Below are 14,675 nucleotides of genomic sequence, written 5' to 3' on the forward strand. Positions count from 1 at the left end.
CGCCTGCGCTGTTTGAGCAGCAGGCGGCCTAATACTCCTACGGAGTGGTTTAAAAAAACTGAACCACTACACCGCAGGCTGCGATCTTTTTTGCGGCTGAACGATCAGCCCTCTTCCAGCCACCAGCGCAACGGCTTGCCTTCGGCCGGCCAGAAGCGCATCTGCTCGACCGGCGAGATGTCCCAGCGCTCAACGCCTTGCAGCGCCTGCAGGAAGCGTTGTTCCTGCTCCATCAGCGCCGGGGCGCAGAGTTTGCGGGTCTTGCCGATCGGGCCGAAGCTCAGCTTGTCGCCGTCGAGGGTGTACGGCGCGAACCAGTGGTTGCAGCCGCCATTGCCATACGCGCGGCCATCGTCGCCGAGGGTCACGGTCAGATGGCTGTAATCCATCAATGGCCGCTCGCCGATCCACTCCAGGATGTAGCTGCGGTTCTGCTGCAGTTGCACAGGCTCTGCGGCGCAGCCCACCAGAGCGGCACCGACCAGCAGCGGCAGGGCAAGGCGTTTCATCACGCAGGCTCCTGGCATTTCGGGCACAGGTGCTTGTCGCCGACGGCTTTCCAGCCCAGCTCGGCGATGCGCGCCGTGGCGGCCGGTTTCTCGGCGGTCTTGCCCAGCTTGGCGTCCACCGCGAACTCGAAGTTCAGCTCTTTGGCGCAGCTGTCGCAGTTGACCTGCCAGGTGTGGATCGCCAGTTCGCCGAAGACCGGGCCGGTGGTCATCGCGGTCCATTGGCCCGGCGGATTGATCAGGTGGCGCACGGTGTCGACGGTCAGGCGCATGGACAAGTCCTTGCTGCCTTTGAGGGTGACCAACAGGACGTCACCGTTGCGGATCGAGCCACCGTTGCCGGTGACCTGATAGCGGCCCGGTACGAGGGCGCGGCATTCGGTGAGGGTGTGTTGCGGGTTCATCAGGGTGTAGCGGAAATCGTGTTCGACCATGGGTCCTCCAAATCTGCGCGACATGCTAGCACGGGCTGGATTGCAGGATGGCTTACACGTGCGACCTTCGATCCGGTTCAAATCGTCCGGCGCTCATGGCAAACTGCCGCCCTTCACTCTGAGGGAACGGAACATGGCGCTGATCGAATGTTATGAATGCAAGCGGAGCATCAGCTCGGAAGCAAAGGCGTGCATTCATTGTGGTGCTCCGATGGCGCAGCAGCATGAGCACACACCGGCGCAAGCCGCCGCCGCGACGATTTCATTTGGCAGCCTGCCGCGCAACAAATCCGTGCCCGAGGCGTTTATCCCGCCAGCAGCCCCTGAACCCGCGCCGCGCGTTTCACCGGCGGCGGTCGGTCGCCGCCGTCGGCAACCGGAACCCGCACCTCAACTTCAGCCCAACGCCGACGGTTCGCGGCCGGTGGAAGGCTGGTTGAAGATCATGGTGTTCCTGCTACCGATGGTCTTCGTCTGGTTCCTGCTGCGTAACGGTCATTCGATGAAGCAGCGCTTTTTCGGTTTTGGCTGGCTGGCGTTGCTGATCCTGGCCTCGTCGCTGTCGCCGAAGTAAACCGGCAAGCCTTCAACCTTCGACCTGGTTCTGCGGCGCGCCTGCGGCCCAGGTCGCGATGTTGTGCAGGGTGGTCGCGGCAATCGCGCCCAGCGCCTCATGGGTCAGAAACGCCTGATGGGCGGTGATGATCACGTTCGGGAAGGTCAGCAGCCGCGCCAGCACGTCGTCCTGCAACGGCAAATCGCTGCGATCCTCGAAAAACAGCTGCGCCTCTTCCTCATACACATCCAGTCCCAAATAGCCCAATTGACCGTCCTTCAGGGCGTCGATCAGCGCCGGTGTGTCGACCAGGCCGCCGCGTCCGGTGTTGATCAGCATCGCTCCCGGCTGCAGGTGCGCCAGTGATTCGCGGTTGATCAAGTGTTTGCTCTGGGCGTTGAGCGGGCAGTGCAGGCTGATGATCCGCGACTGCGCGAGCAGCTCCGGCAGGCTCAGGTAACGTGCGCCCAGCGCCACGACCTCAGGGTTTGGGTACGGGTCGTAGGCCAGCAATTGGCAACCGAAACCGTGCATGATTTTCGCGAACGTCGCGCCGATCTGCCCGGTGCCGACGATGCCCACGGTCTTGCCCACCAGATCGAAACCCGTCAGGCCGTGCAGCGTGAAATCGCCTTCGCGGGTGCGGTTGTAGGCGCGGTGCAGACGCCGGTTGAGCGCCAGAATCAGCGCTACCGCGTGTTCGGCCACCGCATGCGGCGAGTAGGCCGGGACCCGCACCACGGCCAGTCCGAGGCGTTTTGCCGCGAGCAGATCGACATGGTTGTAGCCCGCCGAGCGCAGGGCGATCAGCCGTGTGCCACTGGCGGCGAGGCGCTCCAGCACCGGCGCACTGAGATCGTCATTGATGAAGGCGCAGACCACCTCGTGCTGCTCGGCCAGGGCGGCGGTGTCGAGACTGAGCCGGGCCGGCTGAAAGTGCAGTTCTATCCCGGCCGGGCATTCGGCGCCGAGGAAGCTGTCGCGGTCATAGGTCTGGCTGCTGAAAACGAGCGTGCGCATGAATTCCTCCTGGAACGGGGTGGCGAGTCAGCGTTGACGGCCACCACTTTAACGGCGGATGCCGCTGCCGGCATTGCCGTGGATCAGGCGCTGATCCTGGCTTGCGTCGCGAGTCGATTGATCGCCCGCTCCAGTTCTTCCAGCGCCACCACTGCTTTCGGATCGCCCTGTTTAAGCAGGGTTTCACTGCGCTGACAGGCCGCGCGTAACTGCGGCACGCCACAATATCGGGTCGCACCGTGCAGGCGATGCACGCGCTCGATCAGTGCGTTCTGATCCCGGGCTTCACTGGCGGCACGAATGGCTTCGCGGTCGGCTTCCAGCGAGGCGAGCAGCATGGCCAGCATGTCGGCTGCCAGATCGGCTTTGCCGGCGGCCAGACGCAAGCCTTCTTCGTGGTCGAGCACCGGCAACTCATTGCCACCCGCCGCGCTGTCGCTGGCCCGTTCCGTTCCTTGATTGCGCAAGGCCAGACCGGTCCACTTCAGCACCACTTGCGCCAGTTGCCGCTCGCTGATCGGCTTGGTCAGATAGTCATCCATGCCGCTTTGCAGCAAGGCGCGTTTTTCGTTGGCCATGGCGTGGGCGGTGAGGGCGACGATCGGCAGCGGTGTGCTATGCCGTTCGCTTTCCCACTGGCGAATGGTTTCGGTGGTCTGGCGTCCGTCCATGCCCGGCATCTGCACGTCCATCAGCACCAGATCGAAGGATTCGCTCTGCACCGCTTTGACTGCTGCGTAGCCGCTTTCCACGGCCAGAACCTTGGCGCCCATGTCTTCGAGCAGGGTCTGCACCAGCAACAGGTTGGCCGGGTTGTCGTCGACGCACAGCACTTTCGGTGCACGACTCGACAGCGGTTCGCCCGGCTCGTTGCGCGGCTGGCGTGGATTGGCCAGATCCGCCAGCGCCCGACGCAGTTTGCGCGTGCAGGCTGGTTTGGCTTGCAGCTGGCTGTGCGGGTTGGGCACCGAGAGATGGAACAGCGTCTGTTCGGTGGTCGGGCACAGCACCAGCACTTTGCAACCGAGGTGTTCGAGATCCCAGATGTGCTGGTTCAGGCGCTCCGGGAGCATGTCGTTGCTGGTGATGCCGAGCACCGCAAGATCGATCGCCTGATCGGTCTGGTGCGCGCCAGTGACGCCGTTGGTCAGGCTCTCCAGCGTATTGAACGGCGTGACGTCGAGGCCGCAGTCTTCCAGTTGATGCTGCAGGGCCTGACGTGCCAGTTCGTGATTTTCCAGCACCGCCACGCGACGCCCGAGCAGTGGCGGGCCCGGCAGGTCTTCGCTGTCGTCGCGGGTTTTCGGCAGGCTCAGGCTGATCCAGAATTCCGAGCCTTCGCCCGGGGTGCTGTCGACGCCGATTTCGCCACCCATCTGTTCGATCAGACGCTTGGAGATCACCAGACCCAGACCGGTACCGCCGGGTTGGCGCGACAGCGAGTTGTCGGCCTGACTGAATGCCTGGAACAACGCGCGCACGTCCTGACTCGACAGGCCGATGCCGGTGTCCTGAATGCTGATGCGCAACTGCACGCTGTCTTCGTGTTCTTCTTCAAGCATGGCGCGGGCGACGATGGTGCCTTCGCGGGTGAATTTGATCGCGTTGCTGACCAGGTTGGTGAGGATCTGCTTGAGGCGCAGCGGGTCGCCGACCAGCGACAGCGGCGTGTCGCGATAAACCAGACTCACCAGCTCCAATTGCTTGGCGTGGGCGGCCGGGGCCAGGATGGTCAGGGTGTCCTGCAGCAGATCGCGCAGGTTGAACGGGATGTGGTCGAGCACCAGTTTGCCGGCCTCGATCTTCGAGAAATCGAGGATCTCGTTGATGATCCCCAGCAGGCTGTCAGCGGACTTTTCGATGGTGCCCAGATAGTCGAGCTGACGCGGGGTCAGCTCGCTTTTCTGCAACAGATGCGTGAAACCGAGAATGCCGTTGAGCGGCGTGCGGATCTCGTGGCTCATGTTGGCGAGGAACTCGGATTTGATCCGGCTCGCCTCCAGTGCTTCTTTGCGCGCCAGGTCCAGTTCGATGTTCTGGATCTCGATGGTTTCCAGATTCTGCCGCACGTCTTCGGTGGCCTGATCGACGCTGTGCTGCAGTTCTTCGCGAGCGTTCTGCAGGGTGCCGGCCATGCGGTTGATGCCCGAGGCGAGCTCGTCCAGTTCCTGACTGCCGAGCGGTGGCAGGCGGGTTTCCAGATGACCGTCCTTGAGCTGGGCAACCGCCTGTTTGATCTGGCTCAGCGGGCGGTTGATGGTGCGGCCCATGCGCAACGCGAGCAGGGCCGCGCCCGCCAGACCGGCGGCAATCAGCAGCAGGCTGGCAAACAGGCTGCGATAACCGCGCAGCAGCATGCCGTTGTGCGACAGCTCCAGTTCGACCCAGCCGAGCAGACGGTCGGATTCTTCGGGGATCAGATCACCAGCGAGGTTGCGATGCTTGCCGAACACCGGCATCAGGTAACGGGTGGCGTCATTGCCGCTGCGCCGTTGCAGTTGTGCACTGTCACCGCTGGGCGCCTGATTGAGCATGGTCGGGCCGGCGTGCGCCAGCGGTGTGCGGTCGGGGGCGAGGAAGGTGACGGCGCGCACGTCAGGTTGTTCGAGGGACTGGGTGGCGATGCGTTCGAGCAGATCGGTGTTGCCGTGGCCCATGGCGGGCGCCACCAGCGGCGCCAGTTGTTCGGCGATCATTTCACCGCGCTGCATCAATTGGGTCTGCAAATCGGACTGTTGCATCCAGGTGAAATAGCCACCGAGCACCAACGCCATCAGGCTGGTGGGCAACAGGGTCAGCAACAACACGCGACCTTTGATTCCCAGTTTCTTGAGCACACCCATCTCCTGCATCCCGCTGAACTGTTGACTCGCACGTGCGTCCGGCACGCGACATTGGCGCAGTGTAGCGATTTGCAGGCGGGCAATCTTCGGAAAAATCATGTCGCCATTGGTCGGCGCGGCCTGGCGCGTTTGTCCGGCCGGTCAAGCTTGGGTTGCCCGATGGCGGGCAATCTTGAATAATCGGCCAACTGAGAATTATTAGCAGATACTCATGACTCCTGTTTCCACCGACCTGCCACGCATTCTCGCCATTGAGGACGACCCGGTGCTGGGCGCCTATGTTCACGAGCATCTGGGCCGCAGCGGCTTTGCGGTGACCTGGTGCCAGAACGGTCAGGAAGGGCTGAACATTGCGCGTCACCAGCCGTTCGACGTGGTGCTGATGGACATTCTGCTGCCGGGGCTCGATGGCTTGAAGGTGCTGACGCAGTTACGCCAGAGCCATTCGACGCCGGTGCTGCTGATGTCGGCGCTGGGCGCCGAGGCCGATCGCATCAGTGGTTTTCGTCTGGGGGCTGATGATTACCTGCCCAAGCCGTTCAGCATCGCCGAGTTGCATGTGCGGATCGAAGCGATCCTGCGCCGGGTGGCGCTGGATCGACGTCCGGCAGCGATTGCCCCGGCTGCGATCCACGGCGCGCTGCGCTTCGACGACGAACAGTGCGAAGTCTTCTATAACCAGCATGCTGCCGGTCTGACTCGCAGCGAATACCGTCTGCTGGAAACCCTCAATCGCAACGACGAAGAAGTGCTGAGCAAGGCCTTCCTTTATCAGCATGTGCTGCAACGCGGCTACGCGGCCCACGACCGCAGCCTCGACATGCACATCAGCCAGATCCGCCGCAAACTCAAGGCCATCGGTTACGCCGAACGGGAAGTGCGCACGGTGTGGGGCAAGGGTTATGTGCTGAGTGCCACCGATGAAAATCTCTGACCTGCCGGGGCGGCATTCGCTGTTCTGGAAACTGGCGTGTCTGCTGGTGGCGTTCTGTCTGTTGATGATCTGGCTGAGCTGGTCCTGGGGCCGCTACATGGAAGAGCGCAACCAGTATCTCTCCGACGAGGCGCGCGGCACCCTCAGCCGTTATGCCAGCGAAGCCGAGCGCGCGTGGCAGCGCGGTGAGCGTGACGGGGTCGATAACTGGTTGCAGAGCATGGAGCTGCGCGAAGCCGCCTGGGTCGGGGTGATCGACCGCAATCTGCAGTCGTTGAGCAGCGAGCCGCTGAATGAACAGGAAATCCAGCACCTGACCTTTTTACGCGGCCTCGATTGGCCGATCCACAAAAAGGGCCGGCCGTGGCTGCGCGTACCGTTTCCGCAGAATCCGTCCGCCGGCAGTCTGGTAATCGAGTTGCCCGAGCGCTTCCTGCCGGGGAAATACCGGGTGTTCTGGCGGGTGATCACCAATGGCGTGATTCCGGGGCTGTTCACCTTGCTGCTGTGTGTCGGTCTGTATCGCTTGCTGGTGGTGCCGCTGAACAATCTACGCAAGCAGGCCAATGCGTGGCGTGCCGACCAATTGAATGTGCGTCTGTCGAGCGGCATTACCCAGCGCCCGGACGAACTCGGTGAACTGGCGCGGGCCTTCGATTCAATGTCCGAACGCCTGCAATCCACCGTCGCCCTGCAACAGCAATTGCTGCGCGACCTGTCCCATGAACTGCGCACGCCGCTGAGCCGGCTGCGGGTGGCCAGTGAAAGCGAGCAGGATCTACGGCAACTGCGCGAGCGCATCAGCCGTGAAGTCGACGGCATGCAACGACTGGTCGAAGACACCCTGCAACTGGCGTGGCTCGACACCGAGCGTGCGCCGCTGCCTGACGAAGCGATCCAGATTCAGGCGCTGTGGGAAATGCTCACCGACAACGCCTGTTACGAAAGCGGCTGGCCGAGCCTGCAATTGCAGTGCGCGGTGCCGGCGTCGTGCTGGGTGCGCGGCAACCTCAATACTTTGGCGCAGGCGCTGGAAAACATTCTGCGCAACGCCATTCGGCATTCGCCCGAGGGCGGCATCGTGCGCCTCGATGGACGGCGTGACGGCGATTACTGGCATTTATGGCTGGAGGATCAGGGCGGCGGGGTGGCCGAGGGCGATCTGCAACGGATCTTCTCACCCTTCACCCGCCTCGACGGCTCGCGCCCGGGGGATGGCGGTTTTGGGCTGGGGCTGAGCATTGCGAGGAATGCGGTGCAGCGTCAGGGTGGGATGGTGTGGGCGGAGAATGGTGGGGCGGGGTTGCGCTTGAATTTTCGGCTGATTGCCGATGACGGCGGCGTGACGGCTGACGCCTTCGCGAGCAAGCCCGCTCCCACTTTGGATGTGTGTCGTCCGCAGATTGTATAACCAACACCGCCACCCTCCTGTGGGAGCGGGCTTGCTCGCGAAGGGGCCCTTCGATTCACCGCTGAACTCAAAAGTCGCACCACCGGTGCGACATTCATCTGCTTATTCCCAGAAACCATAAGCACCGCACTTTGCGTGATATGGCCTGCGGACGTTTGCCGGTATGATAGGCGCCCCCGCACGTCTGGATTGCGAATACGCCATGACCCTGCAGTACCCAACCATCGCCGATTGCGTCGGCAACACTCCGCTGGTGCGTTTGCAGCGCCTGCCCGGTGCCACCAGCAACACCCTATTGCTCAAGCTCGAAGGGAACAACCCGGCGGGTTCGGTCAAGGACCGTCCGGCGCTGTCGATGATCACCCGTGCCGAACTGCGCGGGCAGATTCACGCCGGCGACACGCTGATCGAAGCGACCTCGGGCAACACCGGGATTGCGCTGGCCATGGCCGCCGCGATCAAGGGTTACAAGATGATCCTGATCATGCCGGACAACTCCAGTGCCGAGCGCAAGGCGGCGATGACCGCTTACGGTGCCGAGCTGATTCTGGTCAGTCAGGAAGAGGGCATGGAAGGCGCGCGCGATCTCGCCCAGCGGATGGAAGCCGAAGGCCGTGGCAAGGTGCTCGATCAGTTCGCCAACGGCGACAATCCTGAAGCGCACTACACCACCACCGGCCCGGAAATCTGGCGTCAGACCCAGGGCACCATCACCCATTTCGTCAGTTCGATGGGCACCACCGGCACCATCATGGGCGTGTCGCGCTACTTGAAAGAGCAGAGCGACAGCGTGCAGATCATCGGGCTGCAACCGATGGAAGGCTCGGCCATTCCCGGCATCCGTCGCTGGCCGCAGGAATACCTGCCGAAGATCTATCAGGCCGACCGCGTCGACCGTATTGTCGACATGGCGCAAAGCGAAGCCGAGGACGTCACCCGGCGTCTGGCCCGCGAAGAAGGCATCTTCTGTGGCGTGTCCTCGGGTGGTGCGGTGGCAGCCATGCTGCGCCTGTCCAAAGAAGTTGAAAACGCGGTGATCGTCGCGATCATCTGCGACCGTGGCGACCGTTATCTGTCGACCGGCATTTTCGACGCGGCCAACTGATGGCCAAGCACGAGAGAGGCCTGCGCTTCCAGCCCACCGGCGGCAGCAAGGCCGCGCAAATTCCGACCGGCAAAAAACAGCGCTTGAACATCGAGCGCCTGGCCAATGACGGTCGCGGCATCGCGTTTTTCGAAGGCAAAACCTGGTTCGTCCTCGGCGCCCTCGCCGGTGAAGAGGTCGAGGCGCGGGTGCTTGGCGCCCGCGGCAAAGTGGTCGAGGCGCGCACCGAGCGCGTGTTCAAGGCCAGCGAGTTGCGTCGCCCGGCAGCTTGTCAGCACGCCGGCCGCTGCGGCGGGTGCAGCGTGCAGCATTTGCCCCACACCGAACAGCTTGCCCTGAAACAGCGCATGCTCGCCGAGCAGCTGTCGAAGGTCGCCGGGGTCGCGCCTGACGAATGGGCTGCGCCGTTGACTGGCCCGGAATTCGGCTATCGCCGCCGCGCGCGGATCGCCGTGCGCTGGGACATGAAAGCCAAGCAGCTTGAAGTCGGTTTCCGCGCTGCCGGCAGTCAGGACATCGTCGCCATCAACGAATGCCCGGTGCTGGTACAGCCCTTGCAACCGATCATGACCCGCTTGCCGGAGATGCTCCGTCGTTTGAGCAAACCGCAGGCGTTGGGGCATGTCGAGTTGTTCAGTGGTTCATCGCTGGCGGTATTGCTGCGGCACATGGCGCCGCTGTCGGAAGCCGACCTGACGATCCTCAAGGATTTTTGCCAGTTCCATCAGGCGCAACTGTGGCTGCATGGTGAGGGCGAGCCGCAACCGGTGGATGCCACGCAGGCGCTGGGCTATCGCCTGGAGCAGTGGGATCTGGATCTGGCCTGGCGCCCGGGAGATTTCATTCAGGTCAACGCCGGGGTCAACGAGGCGATGGTCGCGCAGGCGCTGGATTGGCTGAAACCGCGCCCCGATGAACGCGTGCTGGACCTGTTCTGCGGTCTGGGCAACTTCGCCTTGCCGCTGGCCAAAAGCGTGCGTGAAGTGGTGGCGGTGGAGGGCGTGCAGACCATGGTCGACCGTGCCGCTGCGAACGCTGCTAGCAACAATTTGCATAACACTAAGTTTTTTCAAGCCGATTTATCCCAGCCTTTGACCGATGCTCAGTGGATCGGAAACGGCTTTTCTGCGGTACTCTTGGACCCACCGCGTGACGGTGCTTTCGAGGTGGTGCGCAAGCTCGCGACCCTGGGTGCCAAACGGTTGGTGTATGTATCGTGCAACCCTGCAACTCTGGCGCGCGATACGGTCGAATTGATCAAGCAGGGCTACCGGTTAAAACGTGCCGGGATTCTCGATATGTTTCCTCAGACGGCACATGTCGAGGCCATGGCGTTATTTGAAGCGAGCCAGGATGGCTCGTCTGAATCCGTCTGACCTGTCCGGGCGGCGCTCGCTTTAGCCCTGCGAGCGCATACGGGCGTTGAGGGTCAGCGATTTGACGCATTGAATCTGCGTCGTAGGGAAGGTAAAGCAGCATGGTACAGGTGAGAGCACACCAGCCGATCAACACTGACGGCAGTATCAATCTCGAGGCTTGGCTCGATCACGCGGTCAGTGTCGACATGGCACTGGATCGCGAAGCCTTGAAAGAAGCCTGCGAGTTCGCTCGCGAGGCCGAACAGCAGTCCAATGCCAAGAAGAATCTGTGGGCCGAAGGCTCTGGCAGTTTCAGCACGGGACTGGAGATCGCCGAGATCCTCGCCGACCTCAAACTCGATCAGGATTCGCTGGTCGCGGCGGTGCTGTATCGCGGCGTCCGCGAAGGTCAGATCGAACTCGCGGCGGTCAGCCAGCGCTTCGGTCCCGTCGTGGCCAAACTGATCGACGGCGTGCAGCGCATGGCGGCAATCAGTGCCAGCCTCAGCCCGCGCCAGTCGATGGTGATGGGCACTCAGGGCCAGGTGGAAAACCTGCGCAAGATGCTGGTGGCGATGGTCGACGACGTTCGTGTCGCGCTGATCAAACTGGCCGAACGTACCTGCGCCATTCGCGCGGTGAAAACCGCTGACGACGAGAAGCGCAACCGCGTCGCCCGGGAAGTCTTCGACATCTATGCGCCGCTCGCGCACCGACTCGGCATCGGTCATATCAAGTGGGAACTGGAGGACTTGTCCTTCCGGTACCTGGAACCCGATCAATACAAACAGATCGCCAAGCTGCTCCACGAGCGACGGCTGGACCGTGAGCGGTTCATCAGCGATGTGATGACCCAGCTCAAGGACGAATTGCAGGCCACCGGCGTCGACGCCGACATCAGCGGCCGGGCCAAACACATCTATTCGATCTGGCGCAAAATGCAGCGCAAGGGTCTGGAATTCAGCCAGATCTACGACGTGCGCGCCGTGCGTGTGCTGGTGCCGGAAATGCGCGACTGCTACACCGCGCTCGGCATCGTCCACACCCTGTGGCGGCACATCCCGAAGGAATTCGACGACTACATCGCCAATCCGAAAGAGAACGGCTACCGCTCGCTGCACACCGCGGTAATCGGTCCGGAAGGCAAGGTGCTGGAAGTACAGATCCGTACGCACTCGATGCACGAAGAAGCCGAGCTCGGCGTCTGCGCGCACTGGCGCTACAAGGGCACCGACGTCAAATCCGGCTCGAACCACTACGAAGAGAAAATCTCCTGGCTGCGTCAGGTGCTGGAGTGGCACGAGGAGCTGGGCGATATCGGTGGTCTGGCCGAACAGCTGCGGGTCGATATCGAACCGGACCGGGTCTACATCTTCACCCCGGACGGTCATGCCATCGACTTGCCGAAGGGCGCGACACCGCTGGACTTCGCCTACCGCGTGCACACCGAAATCGGGCACAACTGCCGTGGCGCGAAGATCAACGGGCGGATCGTGCCGCTCAACTACAGCCTGCAGACCGGTGAGCAGGTCGAGATCATCACCAGCAAACACGGTACGCCGAGCCGTGACTGGCTGAACCCGAACCTGGGTTACGTCACCACCTCGCGGGCGCGGGCGAAGATCGTTCACTGGTTCAAGTTGCAGGCCCGTGACCAGAACGTCGCGGCCGGTAAAACCCTGATCGAGCGCGAACTCAATCGCCTCGGTCTGCCGGCGGTGGACTTCGACAAGCTGGCCGAAAAGGCCAACATGAAAACCGCCGAAGACATGTTCGCCGCCCTCGGTGCCGGCGATTTGCGTCTGGCGCAACTGGTCAACCTCGCACAGCAACTGGTCGAGCCGGAACGCGGCAACGAACAGCTGGAGCTGATTCCGCGCAAGGCCACTGGCTACAAGCCGGGCAAGCGCGGCGACATTCAGATCCAGGGTGTCGGCAACCTGATGACGCAGATGGCTGGCTGCTGCCAGCCGCTGCCGGGCGACGCGATCGTCGGCTACATCACTCAGGGTCGTGGCGTGAGCATTCACCGGCAGGACTGCGCCTCGGTGCTGCAACTGGCCGGGCGCGAGCCGGAGCGGATCATCCAGGTCAGCTGGGGCCCGGTGCCGGTGCTCACTTATCCGGTGGACATCGTCATCCGTGCCTACGACCGTTCCGGTCTGCTGCGGGACGTCTCGCAGGTGCTGCTCAACGAGCGGATCAACGTGCTGGCGGTCAACACCCGTTCGAACAAGGAAGACAACACCGCGCTGATGTCACTGACCATCGAGATTCCCGGGCTGGATGCGCTGGGGCGCTTGCTGGGACGGATTTCGCAGTTGCCGAACATCATCGAGACGCGGCGTAACCGTACTCCGTGAAGATGGCTTCGTTCGAAGGTGGGAGCGGGCTTGCTCGCGAAGAGGGCGTGTCAGTCGATATTTGCGCTGAATGACACACCGCATTCGCGAGCAAGCCCGCTCCCACGTTGGTTTTGTGTAGAGGCATGACAGATGTATTCACTTGAAGACCTGCTCCACCTGATGAACCGCCTGCGCGACCCGCAGTACGGTTGCCCGTGGGACATCAAGCAAACCTACGCGACCATCGTCCCGCACACCCTCGAAGAAGCCTACGAAGTGGCCGACGCCATCGAGCGGGGCGACTTCGATCACTTGCAGGGCGAACTGGGCGATCTGCTGTTTCAGGTGGTTTATTACAGCCAGTTGGCCAAGGAAGAAGGGCGCTTCGAATTCGCCGGGGTGATCGACAGCATCACTCGCAAGCTGATCCGCCGCCATCCGCACGTGTTCCCCACCGGCGATCTGTATGCGCCGCTGGACGTACCACGCTTGAGCGAAGAGCAGGTCAAGCAGCGCTGGGAAGAGATCAAGGCCGAAGAACGCGCCGAGAAATCCGCCGCGCCCGAGCAGCTGTCACTGCTCGATGATGTACCTGCCGCGCTGCCGGCACTGTCGCGTTCAGCCAAGTTGCAAAAGCGTGCCGGGCAGGTCGGTTTCGACTGGCCGGATGCGTTGCCGGTGCTGGACAAAGTGCGCGAAGAGCTCGACGAAGTGCTCGAAGCCATGTCCGAAAACGATCCGCAAGCGGTGGCTGACGAGATCGGTGACCTGCTGTTTTCCGTGGTCAATCTGGCCCGGCACCTGAAGGTCGATCCGGAAACCGCGCTGCGTGGCGCCAACGCCAAGTTTGAAAGACGTTTCCGTTTTATCGAACAGGCATTGCGCGACACCCGTCGTCCCATGGAAGATTGCACCCTCGAAGAGTTGGACGCCCTGTGGGGTGAAGCCAAACGTCAGGAAAAGAATTTGCCCAGCTGCGGCTGAGCCGTTGCCCAAGTGAGTAAGCATTAATGAGCCTTTCCCTTCGCGACCAGTTGCTCAAAGCAGGCCTGGTCAACCAAAAGCAGGCCAAGCAGGTCAGCAAAGACAAGCAGAAGCAGCAACGTCTGGCCCACAAAGGGCAGGCCGAGCTGGATGATTCGCAGCAGCGCGCCGCTCAGGAAGCCATGGCCGAGAAGGTCAAGCGCGACCAGGAGTTGAACCGTCAGCAGCAGGAGAAGGCCGAGGCCAAGGCCCGTGCCGCGCAGGTCAAACAGTTGATCGAAGTCTCGCGTCTGCCGAAGCTGACCACCGAGGACTACTACAACTTCGTCGACGACAAGAAGGTCAAGCGCATCTCGGTCAATACGTTGATGCGCAACAAGCTCAGCAGCGGCTCGCTGGCGATCGTGCACCATGCCGGCGGCTACGAAGTGATTCCGCGTGAAGCGGCGCTGAAGATCCAGGAGCGCGACCCGCAACGTATCGTGCAGCTCAACGTGCAGACCGAAGAGGTCAATGCCGAGGACGATCCGTACGCGGCCTATCAGATCCCGGATGACCTGATGTGGTAAACCGATAAAGCTGTAACAACCCAAACTGTGGCGAGGGAGCTTGCTCCCGCTGGACTGCGTAGCAGGCCTCTGCTCTTGAGTTGAAGAGCAGGGCCGCTTCGCGCCCCAGCGGGAGCAAGCTCCCTCGCCACAGGTTCAATATTCGCCTAAGCGGATTTCAGATCCCGTTGCTGTTCCTGCAGTTCCAGTTCGGCTTTGTAATTGTGGGCGTCGATCTCGTTGTGGAACATGCCGACCAGCAAGTCTTGTTGATGCACATCCCAGATGCGGATACCGGCGGCTACGCCTTCGTGGGACATGTGTGAATCGTCGCGTTCAGTTACTTTTACAGTCATCTGCTAGCTCCAAATCTCAAGTTATCTGCAGCAAGGCGTGTGCAGGACTCTTTTATATGATTTGTTAGCTTGCTAAGTAAACGCTTGATTTGCGCAAGGTGTTGTTGCGGTTTTTGCAACAGTGCTGCAGCCCGCGTAATCCGCGACATTCGGTCGCATGGCGGGAAGTTTCATGACAGAAGTTTCATTTTCAGGCGCACTGATATCCCCTGTGGGTGCGGGAAGCCTCTGCGCGGTCCAGGGGGCGCGACCCCCCCCCCTCCTCACCCCCC

At 62.1% G+C, this 14,675-nt stretch carries 13 protein-coding genes; 8 read left to right on the forward strand and 5 right to left on the reverse strand.

The features are described from left to right. Positions 1 to 104: 104 nt before the first annotated feature. Positions 105 to 509: an META domain-containing protein gene (locus LVD08_RS26955; RefSeq protein ID WP_247269691.1), complete on the reverse strand. Its 405-nt coding sequence runs from the start codon at positions 507 to 509 to the stop codon at positions 105 to 107. Beyond that, positions 509 to 943, reverse strand: coding sequence for a hypothetical protein (locus tag LVD08_RS26960; RefSeq protein ID WP_025112952.1), 435 nt, complete (start codon positions 941 to 943; stop codon positions 509 to 511). Before LVD08_RS26960 ends, LVD08_RS26955 begins: the two co-directional genes overlap by 1 nt. Positions 944 to 1,076: 133 nt before the next feature. Here LVD08_RS26960 and LVD08_RS26965 point away from each other — a divergent pair, with 133 nt between their 5' ends. Then, the gene (locus LVD08_RS26965; protein WP_095137159.1) at positions 1,077 to 1,517 is read left to right on the forward strand and encodes a hypothetical protein; all 441 of its coding nucleotides are present in this window, start codon (positions 1,077 to 1,079) and stop codon (positions 1,515 to 1,517) included. Positions 1,518 to 1,529: 12 nt separating this feature from the next. Here LVD08_RS26965 and LVD08_RS26970 read toward each other — a convergent pair whose 3' ends face one another. Together LVD08_RS26970 and LVD08_RS26975 are read right to left on the reverse strand one after the other, a co-directional pair. Continuing rightward, complete coding sequence (locus LVD08_RS26970; protein ID WP_247269692.1) at positions 1,530 to 2,519, reverse strand: 2-hydroxyacid dehydrogenase; 990 nt, start codon at positions 2,517 to 2,519, stop codon at positions 1,530 to 1,532. Positions 2,520 to 2,602: 83 nt separating this feature from the next. Beyond that, positions 2,603 to 5,356, reverse strand: a complete 2,754-nt coding sequence (locus tag LVD08_RS26975) for a response regulator (RefSeq protein ID WP_027612300.1) — start codon at positions 5,354 to 5,356, stop codon at positions 2,603 to 2,605. A 217-nt stretch (positions 5,357 to 5,573) separates the two neighbouring features. Here LVD08_RS26975 and LVD08_RS26980 point away from each other — a divergent pair, with 217 nt between their 5' ends. The 7 genes from LVD08_RS26980 (at position 5,574) to LVD08_RS27010 (ending at position 14,068) form a co-directional block, all read left to right on the forward strand. Next, positions 5,574 to 6,296 (forward strand): response regulator transcription factor, encoded by a 723-nt coding sequence (locus LVD08_RS26980; RefSeq protein ID WP_247269693.1) that lies wholly within the window; start codon positions 5,574 to 5,576, stop codon positions 6,294 to 6,296. After that, positions 6,283 to 7,707, forward strand: coding sequence for a sensor histidine kinase (locus tag LVD08_RS26985; RefSeq protein WP_247269694.1), 1,425 nt, complete (start codon positions 6,283 to 6,285; stop codon positions 7,705 to 7,707). The genes LVD08_RS26980 and LVD08_RS26985 overlap by 14 nt, the downstream gene beginning before the upstream one ends. A gap of 202 nt (positions 7,708 to 7,909) precedes the next feature. Next, positions 7,910 to 8,812, forward strand: a complete 903-nt coding sequence (gene cysM, locus LVD08_RS26990; RefSeq protein ID WP_041067515.1) for a cysteine synthase CysM — start codon at positions 7,910 to 7,912, stop codon at positions 8,810 to 8,812. Beyond that, positions 8,812 to 10,188 (forward strand): 23S rRNA (uracil(1939)-C(5))-methyltransferase RlmD, encoded by a 1,377-nt coding sequence (gene rlmD / locus LVD08_RS26995; RefSeq protein WP_247269695.1) that lies wholly within the window; start codon positions 8,812 to 8,814, stop codon positions 10,186 to 10,188. Before cysM ends, rlmD begins: the two co-directional genes overlap by 1 nt. 101 nt (positions 10,189 to 10,289) lie before the next feature. Next, positions 10,290 to 12,533 (forward strand): GTP diphosphokinase, encoded by a 2,244-nt coding sequence (relA, locus tag LVD08_RS27000; RefSeq protein WP_027612305.1) that lies wholly within the window; start codon positions 10,290 to 10,292, stop codon positions 12,531 to 12,533. A gap of 132 nt (positions 12,534 to 12,665) precedes the next feature. Beyond that, complete coding sequence (mazG, locus tag LVD08_RS27005; protein ID WP_135296352.1) at positions 12,666 to 13,499, forward strand: nucleoside triphosphate pyrophosphohydrolase; 834 nt, start codon at positions 12,666 to 12,668, stop codon at positions 13,497 to 13,499. A gap of 26 nt (positions 13,500 to 13,525) precedes the next feature. Further along, a complete protein-coding gene (locus LVD08_RS27010) occupies positions 13,526 to 14,068 on the forward strand; it encodes a DUF2058 domain-containing protein (RefSeq protein ID WP_007968960.1) in 543 nt (180 codons plus the stop codon). 146 nt (positions 14,069 to 14,214) lie between these two features. Here the strand turns inward: LVD08_RS27010 and LVD08_RS27015 are convergent, their stop codons facing one another. Further along, positions 14,215 to 14,403, reverse strand: a complete 189-nt coding sequence (locus LVD08_RS27015; protein ID WP_095137166.1) for a hypothetical protein — start codon at positions 14,401 to 14,403, stop codon at positions 14,215 to 14,217. Positions 14,404 to 14,675 lie beyond the last annotated feature (272 nt).

Source organism: Pseudomonas sp. YL2 (assembly GCF_023063025.1).
GTDB classification, from domain to species: domain Bacteria; phylum Pseudomonadota; class Gammaproteobacteria; order Pseudomonadales; family Pseudomonadaceae; genus Aquipseudomonas; species Aquipseudomonas putida_A.

Coding starts and splice junctions, on each gene's coding strand:
- LVD08_RS26960 (WP_025112952.1), bottom strand. CDS start 943: ATGGTCGAACACGATTTCCGCTACACCCTGATGAACCCGCAACACACC.
- LVD08_RS26980 (WP_247269693.1), top strand. CDS start 5,574: ATGACTCCTGTTTCCACCGACCTGCCACGCATTCTCGCCATTGAGGAC.
- relA (WP_027612305.1), top strand. CDS start 10,290: ATGGTACAGGTGAGAGCACACCAGCCGATCAACACTGACGGCAGTATC.
- mazG (WP_135296352.1), top strand. CDS start 12,666: ATGTATTCACTTGAAGACCTGCTCCACCTGATGAACCGCCTGCGCGAC.
- LVD08_RS27015 (WP_095137166.1), bottom strand. CDS start 14,403: ATGACTGTAAAAGTAACTGAACGCGACGATTCACACATGTCCCACGAA.
- cysM (WP_041067515.1), top strand. CDS start 7,910: ATGACCCTGCAGTACCCAACCATCGCCGATTGCGTCGGCAACACTCCG.
- LVD08_RS26955 (WP_247269691.1), bottom strand. CDS start 509: ATGAAACGCCTTGCCCTGCCGCTGCTGGTCGGTGCCGCTCTGGTGGGC.
- LVD08_RS26985 (WP_247269694.1), top strand. CDS start 6,283: ATGAAAATCTCTGACCTGCCGGGGCGGCATTCGCTGTTCTGGAAACTG.
- LVD08_RS27010 (WP_007968960.1), top strand. CDS start 13,526: ATGAGCCTTTCCCTTCGCGACCAGTTGCTCAAAGCAGGCCTGGTCAAC.
- LVD08_RS26965 (WP_095137159.1), top strand. CDS start 1,077: ATGGCGCTGATCGAATGTTATGAATGCAAGCGGAGCATCAGCTCGGAA.
- LVD08_RS26970 (WP_247269692.1), bottom strand. CDS start 2,519: ATGCGCACGCTCGTTTTCAGCAGCCAGACCTATGACCGCGACAGCTTC.
- rlmD (WP_247269695.1), top strand. CDS start 8,812: ATGGCCAAGCACGAGAGAGGCCTGCGCTTCCAGCCCACCGGCGGCAGC.